This window comes from Pantoea sp. UBA7232, from assembly GCF_002473195.1.
Taxonomy (GTDB): Bacteria; Pseudomonadota; Gammaproteobacteria; order Enterobacterales; family Enterobacteriaceae; genus Pantoea; species Pantoea eucrina.
The window spans coordinates 510,074-532,519 of sequence record NZ_DKTK01000018.1; the positions used below are offsets into that span (position 1 = coordinate 510,074).

Annotated in this window: 13 protein-coding genes; 7 read left to right on the forward strand and 6 right to left on the reverse strand. The window is 58.6% G+C overall.

Features of this window, described 5'->3' with window-relative positions:
* Positions 1 to 83: 83 nt before the first annotated feature.
* A complete protein-coding gene (gene wbaP / locus B4056_RS16935) occupies positions 84 to 1,517 on the reverse strand; it encodes an undecaprenyl-phosphate galactose phosphotransferase WbaP (protein WP_039385388.1) in 1,434 nt (477 codons plus the stop codon).
* Positions 1,518 to 2,300: 783 nt separating this feature from the next.
* Between wbaP and B4056_RS16940 the strand changes: the two genes are divergently transcribed.
* Complete coding sequence (locus B4056_RS16940; RefSeq protein WP_094111748.1) at positions 2,301 to 3,869, forward strand: TerC family protein; 1,569 nt, start codon at positions 2,301 to 2,303, stop codon at positions 3,867 to 3,869.
* Positions 3,870 to 4,050: 181 nt separating this feature from the next.
* On the opposite strand, the gene asmA is transcribed toward B4056_RS16940, so the two are convergent.
* The 3 genes from asmA to udk all read right to left on the reverse strand — a co-directional run bounded on the left by asmA (position 4,051) and on the right by udk (position 7,213).
* Positions 4,051 to 5,847, reverse strand: coding sequence for an outer membrane assembly protein AsmA (asmA, locus tag B4056_RS16945; protein WP_288655447.1), 1,797 nt, complete (start codon positions 5,845 to 5,847; stop codon positions 4,051 to 4,053).
* A gap of 59 nt (positions 5,848 to 5,906) precedes the next feature.
* A complete protein-coding gene (gene dcd, locus B4056_RS16950) occupies positions 5,907 to 6,488 on the reverse strand; it encodes a dCTP deaminase (protein WP_039385394.1) in 582 nt (193 codons plus the stop codon).
* Between the two features lie 86 nt (positions 6,489 to 6,574).
* Positions 6,575 to 7,213 (reverse strand): uridine kinase, encoded by a 639-nt coding sequence (gene udk / locus B4056_RS16955; protein WP_039385396.1) that lies wholly within the window; start codon positions 7,211 to 7,213, stop codon positions 6,575 to 6,577.
* A 233-nt stretch (positions 7,214 to 7,446) separates the two neighbouring features.
* Here udk and B4056_RS16960 point away from each other — a divergent pair, with 233 nt between their 5' ends.
* The 3 genes from B4056_RS16960 (at position 7,447) to yegD (ending at position 12,165) form a co-directional block, all read left to right on the forward strand.
* The gene (locus B4056_RS16960; protein WP_039385398.1) at positions 7,447 to 8,058 is read left to right on the forward strand and encodes a phosphatase PAP2 family protein; all 612 of its coding nucleotides are present in this window, start codon (positions 7,447 to 7,449) and stop codon (positions 8,056 to 8,058) included.
* A 118-nt stretch (positions 8,059 to 8,176) separates the two neighbouring features.
* The gene (locus B4056_RS16965) at positions 8,177 to 10,741 is read left to right on the forward strand and encodes a diguanylate cyclase (RefSeq protein ID WP_288655450.1); all 2,565 of its coding nucleotides are present in this window, start codon (positions 8,177 to 8,179) and stop codon (positions 10,739 to 10,741) included.
* Positions 10,742 to 10,812: 71 nt separating this feature from the next.
* On the forward strand, positions 10,813 to 12,165 hold the full coding sequence (gene yegD, locus B4056_RS16970) for a molecular chaperone (RefSeq protein WP_288655453.1): 1,353 nt from the start codon (positions 10,813 to 10,815) through the stop codon (positions 12,163 to 12,165).
* Positions 12,166 to 12,208: 43 nt separating this feature from the next.
* Here yegD and B4056_RS16975 read toward each other — a convergent pair whose 3' ends face one another.
* Both B4056_RS16975 and B4056_RS16980 read right to left on the reverse strand, forming a co-directional pair.
* The gene (locus tag B4056_RS16975) at positions 12,209 to 13,543 is read right to left on the reverse strand and encodes a carbohydrate porin (protein WP_288655456.1); all 1,335 of its coding nucleotides are present in this window, start codon (positions 13,541 to 13,543) and stop codon (positions 12,209 to 12,211) included.
* Positions 13,544 to 13,756: 213 nt separating this feature from the next.
* Positions 13,757 to 14,719, reverse strand: coding sequence for an aldo/keto reductase (locus B4056_RS16980; protein ID WP_039385402.1), 963 nt, complete (start codon positions 14,717 to 14,719; stop codon positions 13,757 to 13,759).
* Positions 14,720 to 14,964: 245 nt separating this feature from the next.
* Here B4056_RS16980 and B4056_RS16985 point away from each other — a divergent pair, with 245 nt between their 5' ends.
* The 3 genes from B4056_RS16985 to mdtC are packed head-to-tail and all read left to right on the forward strand — an operon-like array spanning position 14,965 to position 22,366.
* Positions 14,965 to 16,170 (forward strand): MdtA/MuxA family multidrug efflux RND transporter periplasmic adaptor subunit, encoded by a 1,206-nt coding sequence (locus tag B4056_RS16985; protein ID WP_094111744.1) that lies wholly within the window; start codon positions 14,965 to 14,967, stop codon positions 16,168 to 16,170.
* Positions 16,170 to 19,292, forward strand: a complete 3,123-nt coding sequence (locus B4056_RS16990) for an MdtB/MuxB family multidrug efflux RND transporter permease subunit (protein ID WP_288655458.1) — start codon at positions 16,170 to 16,172, stop codon at positions 19,290 to 19,292. The genes B4056_RS16985 and B4056_RS16990 overlap by 1 nt, the downstream gene beginning before the upstream one ends.
* The gene (gene mdtC / locus B4056_RS16995; protein ID WP_039385407.1) at positions 19,289 to 22,366 is read left to right on the forward strand and encodes a multidrug efflux RND transporter permease subunit MdtC; all 3,078 of its coding nucleotides are present in this window, start codon (positions 19,289 to 19,291) and stop codon (positions 22,364 to 22,366) included. The genes B4056_RS16990 and mdtC overlap by 4 nt, the downstream gene beginning before the upstream one ends.
* The last annotated feature ends 80 nt before the right edge of the window (positions 22,367 to 22,446 follow it).

The following is a 22,446-nucleotide window of genomic DNA, read 5'->3' on the forward strand; positions in this document are numbered from 1 at the left end:
TAATGGCAGTGTTCAGATAACAAGACTCCCAGCACCGGCAGTTATTCAGCGAGAGAGATACCCTCCCCCGCCTTCGCTGTCTATCAATATGCGCCGTCGCGCTTAAGCACTACGCCGACTGTCTTAAACAGAATCGCGATGTCATTCCACAGCGACCAGTTTTTGACATACCACGAGTCGAAATAGACGCGTGTTTCGTAGTCAACGTCGTTACGACCGCTGACCTGCCACAATCCCGTCATGCCTGGCTTCGCCATCAGGTAGTAATCTACATCCCCGGCATAACGGCAGAGTTCATCTTCAATCACCGGACGCGGCCCGACAAGGCTCATGTCACCACGCACCACGTTCCACAGCTGCGGCAGCTCATCCAGACTGGTTTTACGGATGAAATGGCCGACTTTGGTAATACGCGGGTCGTTTTTCAGTTTGAAATCTTTATCCCACTCCGCTCGCGCAACCGGATCGGTGCGCAGCACCTCCTCCAGCACTTCTTTGGAGTTAATCACCATTGAGCGGAACTTCAGGCATTTAAACTTACGTCCGTTCATACCGACGCGTTCGTGACCGTAAATCGGCGGTCCGCCATCGCGGCCAACCATAAAGCCGAGGACCAGCAGCGCCGGCGACAGCGCCACGATAATACCGAGCGCACCAACGATATCGAACGCGCGCTTGAGGAAGCGCGAGGTACGCTTCGCCAGGTTATTGTTTACACGCAGAATCATCACTTCGTGGCTGAAGATATAGGCCATATCCGTACCATAGAGCGGTACACCACGCAGCGTCGGAATAACGGAGACTGAACGGCAATTGTGCATAGCCAGGTTTTTCAGCCACAGATCGCGATGCTGACTCTGCTCAGACTCAACCGCAACGATAAACTGCGTTTCGCTGTTGGTTAACTGCCAGAGCTCAGCTTCGTTATGCAGCACAGGTACGCCGGAAATGCTGGCCTGCGGACAGCTGCCGTCGACATCAAAGAAGGCGATAACGTCAAAGCCCATCACCTCTTCACTCTGCAGCGCCTGCCAGGCTTCCTGTGCGTTACGGCTGCTGCCAATGATGATGGTCTGCTTTTTCCACATACCAAAATGGTTCAGTACCCGTTTGGAAACGGCACGCGCCACCGGGATCAGGATCAGCGCCAGAATCCAGGTGAGTACCCAGACAAAACGCGACATCTGCCACTGCGATAATGCAGAAATAGACAAATCGATAACCGAGAAAATAAACACGGTACGAAATATCTCTTTCAGCTCAAACCAGAAAGGTTTGCGGTAAGTGTAATGGCGCAGACGAACCCAGAACCAGCCCGTACAGATAATTGACAGACAGATGTGAGTAGCAATTTTTAAATTGAGATCTTTTTCAGAGATATCAGCCAGTGGCGAGTCAGATAATGAATTAATCAGGGCGAGTGCAATAAACAACGCCGCGTTAAAACAAATTAAATCTGAGCACGCCAGTAAAAATTTGGTCAGAAGACTTTTATATGTAAATTCGTTATCGCGCATATTTAACTCTTTTATTTTATTTCCCTAATCCCTAACGCTACAGGCCTGTGTAATAAATGAGCGATACTCAGTCGGAGCCTGTTGAGCAAACTGCGGCGAACTCCCCGGTATTTAGGTCAATTCTCTATTGCTTTTCGCCAGAAAATTGTGATAAATACCAACGGATTAGTCTGAGTTCCATTGCCGCTACACCAGACAGTTCATTTCCTGTTTAAGCCGGTTCAGGCACGCTACCGCCCCTGGCTGTCGCTGCCAATACCGCCTGCTCATCCTGTTTTGCGCTTTTTTAACCATTTTTCCAGGATAACTCCTGGCAGGATCGTGCAGGTTCACAATTCACAACTTTAAAATGCATTACCCTGCGCTATTAACCAGATTGGCGCAGACATTTACTGACACGTTGCTATACTAGTTATTACTGGCTTGTTTACAAGTAGGGCCCGTGCCCCCTGTGCTATTTTAGGAAAAAGACTACCAGCCATTAGTAATGACGCCACATCTGCCGCGCAATCAGCGGTGAAAATTCAGAATTATTCGGATATACGATTGGTAAAATGTACGCGGCAAACCTCACCACCTGGCATAACAATTAATTGTGCGCGACGCCCCTCCTCCTGCATTCTTAATCCATACATTTTGCTTATTTTGCCTGCTGCACTCTGAACATTTTCCCGATTGACACGTATAACCTTATACCAGCAGGGTCGGCAGGGTTTTGCCCTGTTTCCGGCCATTCACTATCATCAGATTAAACCCATTTTGAGACATTACGGTGACATGAGTATGTGGGAGTGGATCTTTGATCCGTCGCTCTGGGCGGGATTAGTAACGCTAATCATTCTGGAGCTGGTGCTGGGCATTGATAACCTGGTGTTTATTGCCATTCTGGTCGAAAAGCTGCCGCCGCTGCTGCGCGACCGGGCGCGCGTGATTGGCCTGATGCTGGCGCTGCTGACCCGCCTCGGGCTGCTGGCCTCGCTTTCATGGCTGGTCACGCTGACACAGCCTCTGCTCACCCTCTGGCAGCATAGCTTCAGCGCACGCGATCTGCTGCTGCTGCTGGGCGGTATTTTCCTGCTCTATAAAGCGACCACTGAGCTAAATGCGCGACTCGAAGGGGGTGACGATGAGGGTGGTCAAAATAAGAACGGCGCTAAATTCTGGCCGGTGGTGGCGCAGATCGTGGTGCTGGATGCCATTTTCTCCCTCGACGCAGTCATCACAGCAGTGGGCATGGTCAATGAGCTGCCGGTAATGATGGCCGCGGTCACCATCGCTATTCTGCTTATGCTGCTCGCCAGCAAGCCGCTGACGCGTTTTGTGAATAGTCATCCCACGATTGTGATCCTCTGCCTGAGCTTTCTGCTGATGATTGGCTTCAGCCTGGTTGCAGAGGGGTTTGGCTTTGTTATTCCCAAAGGGTATCTCTACGCCGCTATCGGTTTCTCTATTCTGATTGAAATGCTCAATCAGCTGGCGAGCTTTAATCGCCGCCGCTTTTTGTCAGCCGGCCGTCCGCTACGCCAGCGCACGGCCGAAGCGGTCCTGCGCATTCTGCGCGGAGAGGCGCAGCGTGCTGAACTGGATGCGGATACGGCCTCGCTGCTGAGCCACAGCGATGAAGGCGCTCTGTTTAATCGTCAGGAGCGGCTGATGATCGCCCGGGTGCTGGGGCTGGCGCAGCGGCAGATCAACACCATTATGACCTCCCGGCACGATGTGGAATCGGTTGATTTAAGTGAAGCGCCTGAAGAGATTATGGCGAAGCTCGATCGCAATCAGCACACGCGTATTCTGGTGACGGAAAATGGCCGCGATCCGCTGGGGGTGGTGCACGTTATCGATCTGCTGCATCAGTCGCTGCACAGTGATTCCCTTGACCTGCGCGCGCTGATCCGTCAGCCGCTGGTGTTTCCGGAACGGGTAACGCTGCTGCAGGCGCTGGAGCAGTTTCGCCAGGCGCGCACGCATTTTGCCTTTATTGTCGATGAGTTTGGCTCCGTCGAAGGCGTGGTGACGCTGAGCGACGTGATGGAGACGATCGCCGGTAATCTGCCTAATGAAGGAGAGGAGCTGGATGCGCGCTACGATATTGAACCCGGCCCGCAGGGAGGCTGGATCGCAAACGGGCATATGCCGCTGGACGATCTGGCGCTCTATGTCGCGCTGCCGGTAAATGATAAACGCGATTATCACACGCTGGCCGGCCTGCTGATGGACACGCTGCAGCATGTCCCCGAAGAGGGTGAAGAGCTGCGGATAGGAGATTACCTGCTGCGCGCGCTGCAGGTGGAGAATCATCGGGTGCAGAAAGTGGAAATTATGCCGCATCCTTTATCAGAAGCGCCGTAGCAGCGTCCCTGTAAACGCAGGGGACGCATTAATGCGCCCCTGGTGAATCCGCAACCCGGCATTCGGGCGCCGTAAACGACGCCCCTACAAAACCGTAGGGGGCGCATTAAGGCGCCCCTGGCGTGTTTATGCGACCCAACCGTGTTGATGCGCCCCTGGTGGTTAACGCGCACCTGCCGTATTAATGCGCCCCTGACGGATGGCGATCGAGCCACTGATTAAGACGCGATTTCGCTTCGCTCTGCAGCTGCTGGCGCACAACATCATCTATCGGCAGCGAATATTGCAGTTTGTCCCAGCGACCATACATACGGAGCGGAATGGGCTGCTGATTCAGGACTTTTGCCAGACGCTCGTCCCCTTTCCAGCCGCGCAGCATCATATTGATGGTGACATCCAGCTGCTGTTGCACAACGTCAACGGTTCCGCGCGTCTGAAGTGCCAGCTGGCTGCTGCCGCCCTGCAGATCGGTAAACGCTACTTTTCCCTGCTGCAGGCTGATATGGCCCGCCAGCTGCTGTATGCCCTGGCTATCAGGCTGATCGTTGGTGACCTCACTACTGGCGCGCGCAACGGCCCGGCGTACCATCTGTTGCAGATTAAGCTGCGTGAGCTGCAGATTGGTGGCCTCCAGATCGGCACTGCCCTGCCAGTTCTGCTTCGCCTCTTCTACACTCAGCCCGGCTCCACTCACCTTACCCTGCAGCGATAGCGTCCCCTCAAGCGCAGCGGGCAGCGCCAGCGCTTTCAGCAGAGGGGCAATCGCAATATTCTCCAGTTCAGGCTGAAACGCAGCCCGGGTAACCGGCTGCCGGATATCAATCTGACCCGGCAGCGAGAAATGACCGTCACCCAGCCGGCCCTGTAACCGGCTAAGCGTCATCAGCCCCTGCTGGTTGCTGGCGTCGATCTGCAGGTTACTGAGCGTCAGCCCGCGCCACTGGCTCTGGTCCGCCTTCAGGGCAAGCTGCAGATCGAGCGTATTAAGCGGTGAATCGGCGTTATTGCGCAGTACCGGTTCCGCAATGACCGGCGGCTGCACCGGCGCGGCCTGCACGGTCCCGCTGCCGCTGCTGACCGGCGTACTGACGGCGAGGTTATCGATGTTTAGCGAGGTTGCATGCAGCGCCAGGCGCAGCTGCTGCGGCATCGCAATACGTCCTTCCGCGCTGCCCTGCAGCGTACTGTCATTGGCGGTAAGCTGCATATCGGCCAGCGAGAACTGCTGTTTATCGGCGTTCCATATCGCTTTTCCGCTCAGCGCGCCTTTAATGCCCTGTACCGGCAGGTTCGCGCCATCCAGCGCATAATCAAGCTGCGCCAGCTTGCCGCTGACCTGATGCGGATAGCGTGAGACATCCATCTCGCCCTGCAGGGCAACGCTGAGGTTGCGCTGGTTACGCGACAGGCGCGTGCTCAGCTCAATGTGGTTCTGTTTGCGGCTGTCCTGATCCAGGCTCAGATTAAGATTGCGGAAGTTGTACTCTTCCCCGCCCGGCTGCTGCCAGATAAGCAGGCTGTCAGCCACGCGCAGTTTCGCAATGGCCAGGCTCCAGCTCTGTGAGGCAGCTAATGCCGGCTCGCTGTCGCCAGGGCCGATGGGAGCGCCGCCAGGCTTCTGCGGCGCACTATCCGGCGTGGCGCGGATAATCGCGTTTTTCAGCATTACCTGACTGACGCTGAGCTGATGCGTGAGCAGCGGCCAGAGGTCGACGTCCAGCCGCATATTTTCGGCGGTCACCAGCGGCTGGCTGGCACCGGGTGCGGTGAGGCTCATACGTCCGGAAAGAATGCTGAGCTGAGGCCAGACGTGCCAGCGCAAATCGCTGCCCGTGACCAGCTGATAACCACTGCGCTGCTCTACCTGTTTTACCATGTAGGCGCGAAAGTCGTTGGGGTTAACCAGTAGTACCAGTGCGGCCATCCCTGCCACCACTACCACTAACAGGATGGCCAGCGTGGTTATCAATCTTCTCATTGCATCCTCAATGTGATGATCCGCGCCTCGTCAGCCCTGCCCGGGCGCGGGTACAGCGATTAATCTTTATCGATACGGCTGGCGTCAGCACCCTGCTGACCGCGATATTTTGCATCTTCACGCCGGTTATAGGGACGTGCGGCCGGGCCCGACAGCGGTTCAAAGCTCAGCGCTCCAATCAGCATACCGGGACGCAGCGCCAGCGGCAGCTTGCCGGAGTTGTAAAACTCCAGCACGATACGCCCCTGCCAGCCCGGATCGATGCGGTGTGCCGTAACGTGAACCATTAACCCTAGTCGTGCCAGGGAAGAACGTCCATCCAGCCAGCCAACCAGATCGTCCGGAATGGTCACCGACTCCAGCGTCACCGCCAGCGCCAGCTCACCCGGATGCAGGAAAAACGCTTCGCCATCCGGTAACACAATCTCGTCACTCATTACCCGATCCAGCGCGGCGCTTACCGCCTGCTTGGGTCCGCTCAGATCGATAAAGGCGGCAGTATGGCCGCTGAAGGTACGAAACCCGTTACCCAGCCGCACATCTACCGTGGCGCCGTTAATGCGTTCCACCGGCGGACGCGGCTCAATGGCCAGCTTGCCGCTGTCAAGCCAGGCTTCAATATCGCGATCGCATAATCTCATCGCAGTAACTCCCTAATTAAAGTGTAGCGAAAGGCCGCCAGCACGGTGACAGCCCTGACGCATTCGATCCATGCCGAAACAGCGTATTAAAGATACTGATTAATTTTCGCTTTGAGAATATCGATAGCGATACGGTTCTTACCGCCGCGCGGCACAATAATGTCGGCGTACTGTTTGGAAGGCTCGATAAACTGCAGGAACATCGGACGGACCGTTTTCTGATACTGATTCATGACGGAATCCATAGAGCGACCGCGTTCATTCACGTCGCGCTTCATGCGGCGCATCAGACAGATATCCAGCGGGGTGTCGACAAAAATAGAGAAGTTCATCTCCTGACGCAGGCGCGCGTCAGTGAGCAGCAGAATGCCCTCAAGGATAATCACTTTTTTTGGCTTCAGATGAATGCTTTCGCTGGTGCGGGTATGTTCAACGTAGCTGTAAACCGGCAGATCGATATCCTGTCCTGACTTGATCGCACGCAGATGCTGCAGCAGCAGATCGTGATCCATCGCGCTCGGATGGTCATAGTTGGTTTTTACCCTCTCTTCCATGGTGAGGTGGCTTTGATCTTTATAGTAGGCATCTTCGGGGATCACACCGATATGCTCGTCACCGACCTGGTCACGGATTTCACGAAAGAGCGTGCTGGCAATAAGGCTTTTTCCGGATGCAGATGCACCTGCGATGCCAACGATCACGCACTGATGGGACTTGTCAGTCATACTTTTTTGAGACCTGATAACTGGGAGCACGCCTCTGCCGAAGCAGCAACGGGCCAAATGAGAGGGTTTGGTGGCGGCAATTATAGGTATTTCGCCGGTTTGACGCCAGAGTAAATGCGGCGGCACCCTTTTTCAGAAAATCTCCTTTTGGCAGGCAGCCGCTGAACCGATAGACTGTCGGGCTGCCCGCGCCCGGTTTGTGCGGGTCGCCCGTTAGCCCTGCAAGGAAAAATATGAGCTGGAGAACACTGACCTATTTTGGCGACAGCATGCTGCTGATCCCCACCGCGGTGATCATCGCCCTGGTGCTGCCGTGGAAAAGCAGCAGCCAGCGTACCGTCTGGTACTGGCTGCTGGCGTTTGGTCTCGCCGGGCTGCTGGTCAGCCTGTCTAAAATTATGTTTCTTGGCTTTGGCATCGGCAGCGCACGCTTTAACTTCACCGGCTTCAGCGGCCACAGCGCGATGTCCTCCACGCTCTGGCCGGTAATGATGTGGCTGATCTCCGGGCGCTGGTCCACTTTCTGGCGCGCCGTGACGATCGCCATCGGGTATGCGATCCCGCTGATGGTGGGTTTCTCCCGCCTGGTTATTCATGCGCACTCCGTCAGTGAAGTGCTGGCGGGCCTGCTGCTCGGTTTTACCCTGAGCAGCGCGTTTCTCATCAGCCAGCGCCGCACGGTATTGAAAGGCTTTAGCGCCCTGCAGGTTGGCGTCGCCTTCCTGGTGCCGCTGCTGCTGATGGGTCACGGGCGCGTCGCCACCACGCAGCAGTTCCTGGAGCGTCTGTCGGTCAAGCTCGCCGGACTGGAAAAACCGTTTAAGCGTGCCGACCTTTTTCGCTAACAGCGCCATGACTTAAGCCAATTCAGCGTAAAGATCCTGTCTGAATGTGCTAGCATGCAGAGCAGAAACTGACTGGCGTATTTTCCCCATACCGGGTTGCGCGCTGCTGGACTGGTACATGATTGTTGAGATAGTCACCGCGCAGGATAAATCGCCAGGCCGCTGGCTGACTGCCGTTACGCTGAGCATACTGGCTTTTCTGCTTACGCTGTTTTGTCTGGAGCTGATTGTGGTCAGCGGTCGTATTTCGCCGCTGTGGTACTCAACGGCGCTGATGACCGGCGTCGTTTTCCGCGCGCCGCTAAAACATATTCCGCTGCTGCTGGCGGGCTGCGTCGCGGGCACCGCGCTGGCAAATCTGCTGGTTATTGGTCCCGCGCTCAGCAATGCTAAATTTGCCCTTCTGAATCTGATACAGGCGCTGCTGGCCGGCGGCATGCTGCGTCTGCTGCTGAACCGCCGCGCGCCGCTGAACGCCCTGCCCGACTGGATCCGCTTTGCGCTCTGCGCCGGCCTGCTGGCTCCCCTGCTGGGCGGGCTGATTGCGCTCTGGCTGCTGCAGGTGGATAAGCAGGCGCTGCTTCCCTTCTTCTCCACCTGGGTGATTTCGGAAGTGATCGGCGTGCTGGCGTTTGGTCCGGTGGTACTGCTGTGGCCCGCTAAGCCGCTGCGTGAACTGATCGCGCCGGGCCGCCAGCTGGAGACCCTGCTGACGCTGCTGGTTACCCTGCTCGCCAGCTATCTCTCCCTGCGCTTTCTGCCGTGGCCGTTTACCTTTATCGTGGTGATCCTGTTCTGGTGTGCGGTCCGGCTGCCAAAATTTGAAGCGTTCCTGCTCTGCTTTATTAATGCCAGTTTCATTTCGCTGCTGCTGGCGCTGGACTGGGTCAACCCGGTACAGAGTGGCGCTTCGCCCGGTCTGGTCTCTGCCTGGCTGCCCTTTCTGCTGGTGCTGCTGCCCAGCCATGTCATGGCGCTGATCATGGACGCCTTCCGGCGCGAGAAAAACCATATCACCGAGAGTGAAGCGCGCTTCCGCAATGCGATGGAGTACTCTGCTATCGGTATGGCGCTGGTCGGCACCAACGGAAAGTGGCAGCAGGTGAACCAGTCACTTTGCCGTACGCTGGGTTATCGCGCCTATGAACTGACGCAGCTGACCTTCCAGGAGATCACCCATCCGGACGATCTGCACAGCGATCTGCAGCTGATGGAGCGTCTGCTGGCGGGCGACCTGATGTCCTATACCTTTGAAAAGCGCTATTTCCGCAAAGATGGCGAGATCGTCTGGTCGCGTCTGACCGTCTCTATGGTGCGCGACGCGCAGCAGCAGCCGCTCTATTTTATCGCGCAGATTGTCGATATCTCCGAGCTGCGGCAGAGCGAGCAGCGCAACCGCCAGCTGATGGAGCGTATTACGCTGGCCAATGAAGCGGGTGGCATCGGCGTCTGGGAGTGGAACCTGAAAACCGGGGAGATGCTCTGGGACAAACGCATGTATGAGCTGTTTGCGCTGGATCCACAGCAGAAACCCACTTATGACCTCTGGCTGCACCTGGTCGATCCTGCCGAGCGCGAAAGCCTGGCGCTGGTTGTGCAGCAGGCGATTGAGCGCCGCTCGGCCTTTCATCTTGAGTATCGTCTCAACCTGCCGCACGGCGTACAGTTTATTCGCTCAGAAGCGAACCGTATCCTGAGCCAGGATGGACAGATCGAGCGCATGCTCGGGATCTGCCAGGATATTACCTCACTGCGTACCCTTAATGACGCGCTGTTCCAGGAAAAAGAGCGTATGGCGATCACCCTGGATTCGATTGGCGAAGCGGTGATCAGCACCGACGATGAGATGTGCGTGACCTTTATGAACCCGGTTGCTGAAAGCCTGAGTGGCTGGCCGCAGGAGCAGGCGGCCGGCACGCCGCTTGGCGAGCTGCTGAATATCACGCGCGGCGCTGACGGCCCGCGCATCGACAATCTGCTGCTTTGCACGCTGCCGGATGAAAAAATCTCTCCGGCGCTGGATGAGGGACTGGTGCTGCATACGCTGGCAGGCGCGCAGATAGAGATCCACTACAGTATTACGCCGCTAAAAACCCTGGCCGGCAGCACTATTGGGGTGGTGATGGTCATTCAGGATGTCAGCGAATCGCGCCAGATCATGAAGCGTCTGAGCTATAGCGCGTCACACGACATGCTGACGCAGCTGCCTAACCGGCCCAGCTTTGAAGATCGGCTGAAACGGCTGGTGAATGATGCGGCCGTCACCGGCACGCCGCATGTGCTGGTGTTTATCGACCTGGATAAATTTAAAGCGGTCAACGATACCGCCGGCCATGCGGCGGGGGACGCGCTGCTGCGCGAGCTGGCGGTGCTGATGCAGCAGCAGCTGCGCAGCAGCGATATGCTGGCGCGCCTCGGCGGCGATGAGTTTGGCATCCTGCTGCCGCACTGCGAGGTCGATCAGATCCGCGATCTGGTGCAGGGCATCGTGAATGTCGTCAATAACTATACATTTTACTGGAAAACGCATCCTTACCAGGTGGGTGCCAGCGCCGGCATCACGCAGATTGATGCGCGCAACTGCCTCAGCAATATGGTGATGTCGCAGGCCGATGTCGCCTGCTACAGCGCTAAACATGCCGGGCGCGGTCAGTATCAGGTTTATCAGGATGCGGAGAGATGAAGCACTGCATATTGCCAGCATGACCAGCCTGCGCTAAAGTCGCCCCCTTTTTTTCTGGCATGGGGCATAAGATGTATATCGGTTTTGACTACGGCACAGCGAACTGCGCTATTGCAGTAAGCGATAACGGCACGCCGCGGATGCTGGCGCTGGAAAATGACCAGCCGCTGCTGCCCTCGATGATCTGCGCCCCGGTGCGCGAGGCGATCAGCGAATGGCTGCATCGCCACCATCAGGTGCCCACGCCCGCGAGCGAAAACACCGCCCTGCTGCAGCGCGCGCTGCGCTACAACCGCGAAGAAGATATCGAGATAACCCCTGGCAGCGTGCAGTTTGGCCTGACCGCGCTGCAGCAATATATGACAGAGCCGGAAGATGTCTGGTTCGTCAAATCACCGAAATCCTTTTTGGGCGCCTCTGGCCTGAAGCCGCAGCAGATCGCATTTTTTGAAGATCTGGTGTGCGCCATGATGCTGCATATCCGCCAGCAGGGTGAAGCGCAGCTCGGGCAGCAGATCAACCAGGCGGTTATCGGTCGCCCGGTCAACTTTCAGGGGCTGGGCGGTGACGATGCCAACCAGCAGGCGCAGGGGATCCTGCTGCGTGCGGCACAGCGCGCCGGCTTTCGTGACGTTGAGTTTCAGTTTGAGCCGGTGGCCGCCGGGCTGGACTTTGAAGCCACGCTGGACAAAGAGACGCGCGTGCTGGTGGTCGATATCGGCGGCGGCACCACCGACTGCTCCATGCTGCTGATGGGGCCGGAGTGGCGCCAGAAAGCTGACCGCCACGCCAGCCTGCTGGGGCACAGCGGCTGCCGCGTCGGCGGTAACGATCTCGATATCATGCTGGCGTTTAAAACGCTGATGCCGCTGCTGGGTCTGGGCGGCAGCACCCGCAAGGGCACGGCGCTCCCCGCCCTGCCGTGGTGGAACGCTGTCGCAATTAACGACGTTCCGGCACAGAGCGAGTTCTACTCCGCCGCCTGCGGCAAGCTGCTGCAGGATCTGGTGCGCGATGCAGAAGAGGGAAACCGCGTGGCGCATCTGCTCAAAGTATGGCAGCAGAAGCTAAGCTACCGACTGGTGCGCGCGGCTGAAGAGAGCAAAATTGCGCTCTCAGCGCAGGCGGAAACGGATGCGTCGCTGGCGTTTATTGCGCAGTCGCTGCAGGCAGAAATCAGCGCGGCGCAGCTGGAAGAGGCGATCAGCCAGCCGCTGGAGCGGATGCTGGAGCAGGTACAGCTGGCGCTGACCACCAGCGAGACCCGACCGGACGTGATCTATCTTACTGGCGGCAGCGCACGCTCGCCGCTGCTGCGTGCGGCGCTGCAGCAGGCGCTGCCCGATACCCCGATTGCCGGCGGCGACGACTTTGGTTCGGTGACCGCCGGACTGGCGCGCTGGGCAGAGGTGATGTTCCGCTAGCGGATCGTAACAGGAGGCGCAGCCTGCGCCTCCTCCCTGCCCGTCAGAAGTTGATATTGGCTGAGATGCCGCCGACAAAGGCATCTTTCACCTCTCCGACCGCGCCCGGCGCCACGACATACTGCAGGTTAGGCCGCAGCTGCAGCCACTTCGCCAGCTGCGCATTGTAGTAAATCTCATAGTTGTATTCCGATCCCGCCTGCAGCGGCAGATAAGCCGGGCTGTCAAAGCGCGTTTCACCACTGGCTGCGTTCTGCTGGCGCAGGGCGCGGCTGTAGGCGCTGTTAACGTGAATACGCGCGGCACCAATACCGATTTCATCCTGCGGACGCGCATCAAGCGGCCCCTTCCAGGTAAAACTGATGGACTGATAATTATCGGTTTTCGACGTCTTACGATCGTTCATGACCGCCTGCACCGTTACCCCCAGTCCGCGGCTGGCGTCTCCGCCCTGCGCGGTCAGCTGCTGCTGCAGCAGCAGGTAGCCGCCATAAGCGTGATCCTGACGCTGATAGCCCCCATCCCGCCAGCTGCCGTAATTATCCCCGTTTACGGATGAGTAGTAATAGCCGAGTCGATAGTTGCCCGGCAGCCCCGCTGCGCCCAGGGTCGGTTTCCAGCCCAGCTCGACCGGCACCAGATTGCCTTCTGAATGACGGGTATCCAGGCGGAAACCGTCGCCGCGATCGTAGTTGGCGCGATTCTGGTTGTAAAAGCCGACCTGGAAGAAGAGTTCGGGCGTGATATTCGCTTTCAGGCGTCCGCCCCACTGTGAAACCGGCCAGTTAAACCAGCGGTCGCCGCGCCAGTTGCCTGCCTGACCGCTGCCAAAGGCAAGGTTCTGAAACCTGCTGTCGAGGCTGTCAAAATCTTCTCCCACGGTGACCCGTCCGGCCTTGAGATTAACCCGGTTGTCAAACAGCCCCTTGCTCAGCCAGAACTGTGTCAGACGCCACGTCTGGCCGCGGCCATAGACCTCCTGCACGGAGGAGAGCATGCCGGTGCGGCGATCGGCTACCTGATCGGAGATGTTGCGCCCGTCGCGATTAGTGACGGTGACCTGGAACTGCGCATCCTGCCAGTCGAGCAGCTTTTGCAGATCGAAATTCGCGCCAAACGCCCACTGATCGCTGTAGCGCATTGAGGTGTGGCTGTCCGCTCCGCCGCCGAGATTAGCGGCGCTCTCCATGGTGTAATTTACGTCAAACTTCACGCCGGTACTCTCCAGCTGCGTGCGGCTACCGTTCCAGTCGCCCAGCATCCAGGGCGAATCGTAGCTGAACGCATCTGCCGCGACGGCGGCAGAGCTGAACATAGCCAGCATCAGCGTGCCCGCAGCCAGCTGCGGCAGCGGGTGCAAAGCAAAAATTGTTTTCATCGTTGTTATCTTCTGCAAAGTTATAAGGAAAACCGCGCAGAGGATAGTGCCGGGCAGCAGCAGGGTTTTGCAATTTCGTGTGGATTTACGCCTGCTCAGTCAGTGGATTAGCGCATTTGTGATGAAGATCTAAGATTTAAACATTTAAAGTGTGACAGTGACTATTGATTGCTCTGTATCAATATACGGGGTGCCGCAGCACCCCGGGCGGGATCAGAGGTGGCTGGCGCGCGCCAGCTCCTCAATTTCCTGTTTGCTCAGCTCCAGCTGGGTGGCTTTTACCAGCTCATCCAGCTGCGCCAGCGATGTTGCGCTGACAATCGGCGCGGTAATGCTGGGACGCGCAATCTGCCACGCCAGCGCCACCTGCGTGGCTGACGCATCGTGCGAGGCAGCGATATCCTCCAGCGCCTCAATAATGCGGCTGCCGCGCTCATTGAGATATTTTTCCACTATCGCCTGACCGCGCGGGCTTTTACCCGCATCCTGCGGCTTTTTATATTTGCCGCTGAGAAAGCCGCTCGCCAGCGAGTAGTAGTTGATCACGCCAAGACCGTTTTTCACCGCCACCTGCTCCAGGCCGTTCTCATACCCTTCGCGATCGTAAAGGTTATATTCCGGCTGCAGCGTTTCATAGCGCGCCAGCCCCTCTTTGCTGCTGACATCCAGCGCCTCCTGCAGACGCGCTGCGGAGTAATTTGAGGCGCCGATAGCGCGTACCTTGCCCTCTTTGATCAGGGAATCAAACGCTTTCAGGGTATCTGCCAGCGGCGTCTGCTCATCATCGCGATGCGCCTGATAGAGATCGATCACGTCTGTCTGCAGCCGGCGCAGGGAATCCTCTATCGCCTGGCGGATATACGCAGGCTTCAGCCCGGTTTTTTCCGGCGACAGCTCCATGCCGACTTTAGTCGCCAGCACGATGCGATCGCGTTTGCCGCTCTGCTTTAACCATTTGCCGATGATCGCTTCCGATTCACCTCCCTGATTGCCCGGCACCCAGCGGGAATAGACATCCGCGGTATCGATAAAAAACAGGCCATTTTCGACCAGCGCATCCAGCAGTGAAAAGGAGGTCTTCTCATCGACTGTCCAGCCAAAAACGTTACCACCAAAAGTCAGGCGCGGAACGGTAATACCGCTGTCGCCCAGCTGACGGGTTGCAGGTTGTTTCATTGCGCTCTCCCTGGTTAAACGAGATAGGTTTGTCTTTAAGCGTAGCAAATGAAAAAGTCGCACCGGGGTCTATTCATGCCAGAATAGTGTCAGAACCGGGAAATCCTTTACGCCGCGCTGAGCAGATATTCTTAATTCCTTCAATTTTCGCCCGGCGCAGGCGGCTACACTTATTTTCGTTTGCGCTGTCCGGATGTCGGGCAGGCGTATCAGGAAAGCGACATGGCTGGAGAGCACGCAGAGTAATGAAGAGTCGAACCAAAACAGGTCTGTTAATTCTTATCGCGCTGGCGGTAGCGGCTGGCGGTTATTACGCCTGGCACTCGCGCGCCACGCCAGCACAGCCGGCGCAGGCTAAAGAGAAGCGCGGTGGAGCAAACCGGCCAGCCGCGCCGGTACAGGCGGCAACGGCTGAACTGCAAAGCGTGCCCTACTATCTGAACGGCCTCGGCACCGTCACCGCTGCAAATACGGTTACGGTGCGCAGCCGTGTTGAGGGGCAGCTGATGGCGCTGCACTTTACAGAAGGCGAGCAGGTGGCTGCCGGCACGCTGCTGGCTGAGATCGATCCGCGCCCGTATCAGGTTGCTCTCACGCAGGCGCAGGGCCAGCTGGCCCGGGACCAGGCCACGCTGGCGAATGCCCGCCGCGATCTCAGCCGCTATGAGAAGCTGTCGAAAACGTCCCTGGTATCGCAACAGGATCTCGACACCCAGCGCGCGCTGGTGAGCGAAACGCTGGGCACCATTAAAGCGGATGAGGGCAACGTCGCGAGCGCGCAGCTGAATCTGACCTACAGCCGCATCACCGCGCCGATTGCCGGACGTATCGGGTTACGCAAGGTCGACATCGGCAACTACATTACCACCGGCGACACCGATGGCCTGGTCGTGATCACCCAGACGCATCCGATTGATGTGGTATTCAGCGTGGCTGAGAGCTATATCAGCCAGATCCTGAAAGCGCAGAAAAGCGGTCAGCCGCTGGTGGTGGAGGCCTGGGATCGCAGCAACACCACGCTGCTGACGCAGGGCACGCTGCTGAGCCTGGACAACCAGATCGACACCACTACCGGCACCATTAAGCTGAAAGCACGCTTCAGCAATGAAGATGACACCCTGTTTCCCAACCAGTTTGTTAACGCACGTCTGAAAGCGGATACGCTGCAGAACGCCGTGACTATTCCGGCCGCCGCGCTGCAGATGAGCAATGAGGGCCACTTTGTCTGGGTAGTTAACAGCGAAAACAAGGTCAGCAAGAAACGCGTCACCGCCGGCCTGCAGGATAGCCAGAAAGTGGTGATCAGTGCCGGACTGGAAGCGGGCGAGCGGGTCATCACCGACGGCATCGATCGCCTCACTGACGGCGCAACGGTTGACGTCGTGGCGCCACAGAGTACGGCAACAGAGACCACGCGTGCCGCGCAGCCAGCCCGGGGAGAGCGTCAATAATGCAGGTGCTGCCTCCTGACGCTGGCGGCGGTCCGTCACGTCAGTTCATTTTACGCCCGGTCGCCACCACGCTGCTGATGATTGCGATTCTGCTGGCTGGCCTGCTTGGCTACCGCTTTCTGCCGGTCTCCGCCCTGCCGGAAGTGGACTACCCCACTATTCAGGTTGTCACGCTCTATCCCGGAGCCAGTCCGGATGTGGTCACCTCGTCGATTACCGCACCGCTGGAACGCCAGTTTGGCCAGATGTCCGGGCTAAAACAGATGGCGTCGCAAAGTTCCGGCGGCGCCTCGGTGATCACGCTGCAGTTTCAGCTGTCGCTGGCGCTGGATGTGGCGGAGCAGGAGGTTCAGGCGGCGATTAACTCCGCCACTAACCTGCTGCCTGGCGATCTGCCCAATCCGCCCGCCTACAGCAAAGTCAACCCGGCCGATCCGCCTATCATGACGCTGGCGGTCACCACGACCAGCCTGCCGCTGACGCAGGTGCAGGATATGGTGGAAACGCGCGTGGCGCAGAAGATTGCGCAGGTCTCCGGCGTAGGCCTGGTTACCCTTTCCGGTGGACAGCGTCCGGCGGTGCGGGTCAAAATGAATGCGCAGGCGCTGGCAGCGTTAGGACTGACCAGCGAAGATGTGCGCACGGCTATCAGCAACGCCAACGTCAACTCAGCGAAAGGCAGCCTTGATGGTCCGGCGCGCTCTATCACGCTGTCAGCAAACGATCAGATGACATCGGCTGAGGATTACCGTCGCCTGATTATCAGCTACAGCAACGGCGCGCCGGTACGACTGGGCGACGTTGCGACCATTGAATCGGGCGCAGAGAACAGCTGGCTGGGCGCCTGGGCTAACCGCCAGCAGGCGATTGTGCTGAACGTCCAGCGTCAGCCCGGCGCCAATATTATCGACACCGCTGATAATATCCGGGCGCTGCTGCCATCGCTTACCGCCACGCTGCCCAAATCGGTCGACATGAAACTGCTGACCGATCGCACGACCAATATTCGCGCCTCGGTATCTGATACGCAGCATGAGCTGATGCTGGCCATGGCGCTCGTGGTCATGATCATCTACCTGTTTCTGCGCAACGTACCGGCTACGATCATTCCTGCCGTGGCGGTACCGCTTTCGCTGATTGGTACGTTTGCCGCCATCTATTTTATGGGCTTCTCGATCAACAACCTCACGCTGATGGCGCTGACTATCGCCACCGGCTTTGTGGTGGATGACGCCATTGTAGTGATCGAGAATATTTCACGCTATATCGAGAAAGGCGAGAAGCCGCTCACCGCCGCGCTGAAAGGGGCGGGAGAGATCGGTTTTACCATTATCTCGCTCACCTTTTCGCTGATTGCGGTGCTGATCCCGCTGCTGTTTATGGGCGATGTGATTGGCCGGCTGTTTCGCGAGTTCGCCGTCACGCTGGCTATCGCCATTCTGATCTCAGCCGTGGTGTCGCTGACGCTGACGCCGATGATGTGCGCGCGCATGCTGAGCGCGGAGTCGCTGCGCCGGCAGAACCGCTTCTCACGCGCCAGCGAGGCGCTGTTTGAGCGGGTCATTGCCGGTTACGGACGTGGACTGACGCGCGTGCTGCAGCATCCGTGGCTGACGCTCAGCGTGGCGCTCGGCACGCTGCTGATGACAGTGCTGCTGTGGGTGGCGATCCCGAAAGGCTTCTTCCCGCAGCAGGATAACGGCATTATTCAGGGCACCCTGCAGGCGCCGCAGTCGGTCTCTTACGCCAGCATGGCGCAGCGCACGCGCGATGTCGCCTCCGTGGTGATGAAGGATCCGGCGGTTGAAAGCCTGACCTCTTTTGTCGGGGTGGATGGCACCAATCCTGCGCTTAACAGCGCCCGGCTGCAGATCAACCTCAAGCCGCTGGATGAGCGCGACGACCGCATTCCGGTGGTGCAGGCGCGGCTGCAGCAGGCGGTGGCGCAGATCCCGGGCGTCTCGCTCTGGCTGCAGCCGGTGCAGGATCTCACCATTGAGACGCAGAGCAGCCGTACCCCCTATCAGTTTACGCTGCAGTCTGGCTCGCTTGACGCCCTGAGCAGCTGGGTCCCGACGCTGATCGGCCAGCTGGAAAAGGCACCGCAGCTGCGCAACGTCAGCAGCGACTGGCAGGATCAGGGGCTGGAAGCGTATGTGCGCGTCGATCGCGACAGCGCCAGCCGGCTCGGGATCACCATGGCTGACGTCGATAACGCGCTGTATAACGCGTTTGGTCAGCGGCTGATCTCAACGATTTACACGCAGGCAAACCAGTATCGCGTGGTGCTGGAGCAGCATAATGCGCAGACGCCGGGACTGGCGAGCCTGGAGGGGATCCGGCTTAAAAGCAGCGACGGCGGCAGCGTACCGCTCAGCGCTATCGCCAGCACAGAGGAGCGGCATACCGCTCTCAGTATTAATCATCTCGATCAGTTCCCGTCCGCAACCTTCTCTTTTGACGTGGCCGATGGCTATTCACTTGAGGAAGCGCTGCAGGCCATTACCGCCGCAGAAGGGGCGCTGGGTATGCCGGCGGATATCGTCACGCAGTTCCAGGGCAGTACGCTGGCGTTTGAAGCCGCGCTGAGCAGCACCGTCTGGCTGATTGTGGCGGCCGTGGTCGCAATGTATATCGTTCTTGGCGTGCTGTATGAGAGTTTTATTCATCCGATTACCATTCTCTCTACCCTGCCCACCGCGGGCGTCGGCGCGCTGCTGGCGCTGATGCTGAGCGGCAACGAGCTCGATATCATCGCCATTATCGGCATCATTTTGCTGATCGGTATTGTGAAGAAAAACGCCATTATGATGATTGACTTTGCGCTGGCGGCGGAGCGTGAACAGGGCATGGCGCCGCGTGACGCTATCTATCAGGCCTGCCTGCTGCGCTTTCGCCCGATCCTGATGACCACGCTGGCGGCGCTGCTGGGCGCGCTGCCGCTGATGCTCAGCACCGGCGTCGGCGCTGAGCTGCGCCATCCGCTCGGCATCGCCATGGTGGGCGGCCTGATCCTCAGCCAGATCCTGACGCTGTTTACCACGCCGGTCATCTATCTGCTGTTTGATCGCCTGGCGCACGCTACCCGCAGGCGCTTCGGTCGTCCGGAGGCGCAGTCGTGAAGTTTTTTGCCCTCTTCATTCACCGCCCGGTCGCCACCATCCTGCTGACGCTGGCGATTGCGCTGGCGGGGATGCTTGGTTTTCGTCTGCTGCCGGTCGCCCCGCTACCGCAGCTCGATTTTCCGGTGATTATGATTTCGGCCTCGCTGCCGGGTGCCTCACCGGAAACCATGGCCGCCTCGGTGGCCACGCCGCTGGAGCGCTCGCTGGGGCGCATTGCCGGCGTCAGTGAAATGACCTCGACGAACTCACTGGGCAGCACGCGCATCATTCTGGTGTTTGATTTTGACCGCGATATTAACGGTGCCGCGCGCGATGTGCAGGCCGCGATTAATGCGGCGCAGAGCCTGCTGCCGTCGGGCATGCCGAGCCGGCCTTCTTATCGAAAAGCGAACCCCTCGGATGCGCCGATTATGATCCTGACGGTGACCTCGGACGACTATAATCCGGGTCAGCTCTATGATTACGCTTCGACGCAGCTGGCGCAAAAACTGTCGCAGATTGAGGGCGTCGGCGACGTCACGGTAGGCGGCAGTTCGCTGCCCGCCGTGCGCGTCGATCTCAATCCGCAGGCGCTGTTTAATCAGGGCGTGTCGCTGGATGCGGTACGCAGCGCCATCAGCAACGCTAACCAGCGGCGACCGCAGGGCGCAATCGACGATCGCCAGCAGCGCTGGCAGCTGCGTACCAATGATGAACTGCAGAGCGCCAGCGCCTATCAGCCACTGGTGGTGCACTATAACAACGGTGCGGCGGTCCGCCTTAGCGATGTCGCCAGCGTGCAGGATTCGGTGCAGGATGTGCGTAACGCCGGGATGACCAACGGCAAGCCGGCGGTGCTGCTGGTGATCCGTAAGTCGCCGGACGCCAATATTATCGATACCGTGGATCGCATTCGCGCTGAGCTGCCGGTGCTGCACGATTTCATTCCGGCGGCGATCGATCTGCAGATTGCCCAGGATCGCTCACCGACTATCCGCGCTTCGCTGCATGAAGTCGAGCAGTCGCTGGTGATTGCCGTGGTGCTGGTGATTCTGGTGGTGTTTCTGTTCCTGCGCGACGGCCGGGCCACGCTCATTCCTGCTGCGGCGGTGCCGGTCTCACTGATTGGCACCTTTGCTGCCATGTATCTGTGCGGCTTCAGTCTTAACAACCTGTCGCTGATGGCGCTAACCATCGCCACCGGGTTTGTGGTGGATGATGCGATTGTGGTGCTGGAGAATATCGCCCGCCACGTTGAGGCTGGCATGAAGCCGCTGCAGGCGGCGCTGACCGGCGTCCGCGAAGTGGGCTTTACCGTGCTGTCGATGAGCCTGTCGCTGATTGCGGTGTTTCTGCCGCTGCTGATGATTGGCGGCATTATCGGACGCTTCTTTTCGGAATTTGCCATTACGCTGTCGGTGGCGATTCTGATCTCGCTGTTTATCTCCGTCACGCTGACGCCGATGATGTGCGCGTATCTGCTGAAGCCGCAACCGGCACAGCCTGCCGCGCCCGGGCTGTTCAGCCGGCTGCTGCAGCGGACGCAGGATGGCTATGCCCGCTCGCTGCGCTGGGTGTTACGCCACGCCATCTGGGTACTGCTGCTGCTGGGCGGCACGGTAGCAATGACCGTCTGGCTGTTTATTACGATACCCAAAACCTTTATGCCGGAACAGGATACCGGTCGCCTGAGCGGTTTTCTGTCTGCCGATCAGAGCATCTCGTTTCAGGCGATGCGCGGCAAGCTGGAAGATTTTATGAATATCATCAAAATGGATCCGGCGGTGGATAATGTCACCGGCTTTACCGGCGGCCTCGGCACCAACAGCGGCCTGATGTTTGTGGCGCTGAAGCCTCTCTCTGAGCGCAGCGAAAGCGCCCAGCAGGTGATCGCCCGCCTGCGCACCAAACTGGCTAAGGAGCCGGGGGCCAGCCTCTATCTCAACGCCGTACAGGATATTCGCGTCGGCGGACGGGAGTCGAACGCCAGCTATCAGTACAGCCTGCTGTCGGATAACCTTGCCGATCTGCGTGAGTGGGAACCCAAAATCCGTAAGGCCTTCTCTGCCCTGCCGCAGCTCACTGACGTTAACTCCGACCAGCAGGATAAAGGCAGCGAAATGGCCATCACCTACGATCGTGAAAGCATGGCGCGCCTCGGCATAGACGTTTCAGCCGCCAACGATCTGCTGAACAACGCCTTTGGCCAGCGTCAGATCTCAACCATTTATCAGCCGCTGAATCAGTACAAAGTGGTGATGGAGGTAGATCCGCGCTATACCCAGGATATCAGCGCGCTCGACCAGATGTTTGTGGTCAGCAGCGACGGCAAAGCGATTCCGCTGAGCGGTTTTGCCCACTGGCAGCCCGCTAACGCACCGCTCTCCGTCAACCATGAGGGGCTTTCTGCAGCGACAACCATTTCGTTTAATTTGCCGGAAGGCGTCTCTCTGTCGCAGGCCTCCGCGGCGATCGATCGCGCCATGACGGTGCTGGGGGTGCCCTCCAGCGTGCGCGGCAGCTTTGCCGGTACCGCGCAGGTGTTTCAGCAGTCGCAGTCCAGCCAGCTCTGGCTGATGCTGGCAGCCATCGCAGCGGTCTATATCGTGCTGGGCATTCTGTATGAGAGCTATGTGCATCCGCTCACGATTCTGTCGACGCTGCCGTCGGCCGGAACCGGCGCGCTGCTGGCGCTTAAACTGTTTGATACGCCGTTCAGCCTGATTGCGCTGATTGGCATTTTGCTGCTGATAGGGATTGTGAAAAAGAACGCCATCATGATGGTCGACTTTGCGCTGGAGGCGGAACGACAGCAGCAGCTGAGCCCGCGCGAGGCGATTTTCCAGGCGTGTCAGCTGCGTTTTCGCCCGATTCTGATGACCACGCTGGCCGCGCTGTTTGGTGCCCTGCCGCTGGTGCTGACCAGCGGCGACGGTGCTGAACTGCGGCAGCCGCTGGGCATCACCATCGCCGGCGGCCTGGTGGTAAGCCAGCTGCTGACGCTCTACACCACGCCGGTGGTCTATCTGCTGATGGATAAATTACGCCGCCGCAAAGCCGTCACAGAGCCAGCAACCACCCGAATTTCGTAGGGGGCGCATTAATGCGCCCCGGGAAAACAACGCACACGAAACCCGGGCGCCATTAATGGCGCCCCTACAGGGGAACATGC

Bases quoted from the DNA above. Each gene is read 5' to 3' on its own strand.
- B4056_RS16990 (WP_288655458.1), top strand. From the start codon at position 16,170: ATGCAGGTGCTGCCTCCTGACGCTGGCGGCGGTCCGTCACGTCAGTTC.
- B4056_RS16980 (WP_039385402.1), bottom strand. From the start codon at position 14,719: ATGAAACAACCTGCAACCCGTCAGCTGGGCGACAGCGGTATTACCGTT.
- dcd (WP_039385394.1), bottom strand. From the start codon at position 6,488: ATGAGATTATGCGATCGCGATATTGAAGCCTGGCTTGACAGCGGCAAG.
- B4056_RS16960 (WP_039385398.1), top strand. From the start codon at position 7,447: ATGAGCTGGAGAACACTGACCTATTTTGGCGACAGCATGCTGCTGATC.
- asmA (WP_288655447.1), bottom strand. From the start codon at position 5,847: ATGAGAAGATTGATAACCACGCTGGCCATCCTGTTAGTGGTAGTGGTG.
- B4056_RS16975 (WP_288655456.1), bottom strand. From the start codon at position 13,543: ATGAAAACAATTTTTGCTTTGCACCCGCTGCCGCAGCTGGCTGCGGGC.
- udk (WP_039385396.1), bottom strand. From the start codon at position 7,213: ATGACTGACAAGTCCCATCAGTGCGTGATCGTTGGCATCGCAGGTGCA.
- B4056_RS16940 (WP_094111748.1), top strand. From the start codon at position 2,301: ATGTGGGAGTGGATCTTTGATCCGTCGCTCTGGGCGGGATTAGTAACG.
- B4056_RS16985 (WP_094111744.1), top strand. From the start codon at position 14,965: ATGAAGAGTCGAACCAAAACAGGTCTGTTAATTCTTATCGCGCTGGCG.
- yegD (WP_288655453.1), top strand. From the start codon at position 10,813: ATGTATATCGGTTTTGACTACGGCACAGCGAACTGCGCTATTGCAGTA.
- wbaP (WP_039385388.1), bottom strand. From the start codon at position 1,517: ATGCGCGATAACGAATTTACATATAAAAGTCTTCTGACCAAATTTTTA.
- B4056_RS16965 (WP_288655450.1), top strand. From the start codon at position 8,177: ATGATTGTTGAGATAGTCACCGCGCAGGATAAATCGCCAGGCCGCTGG.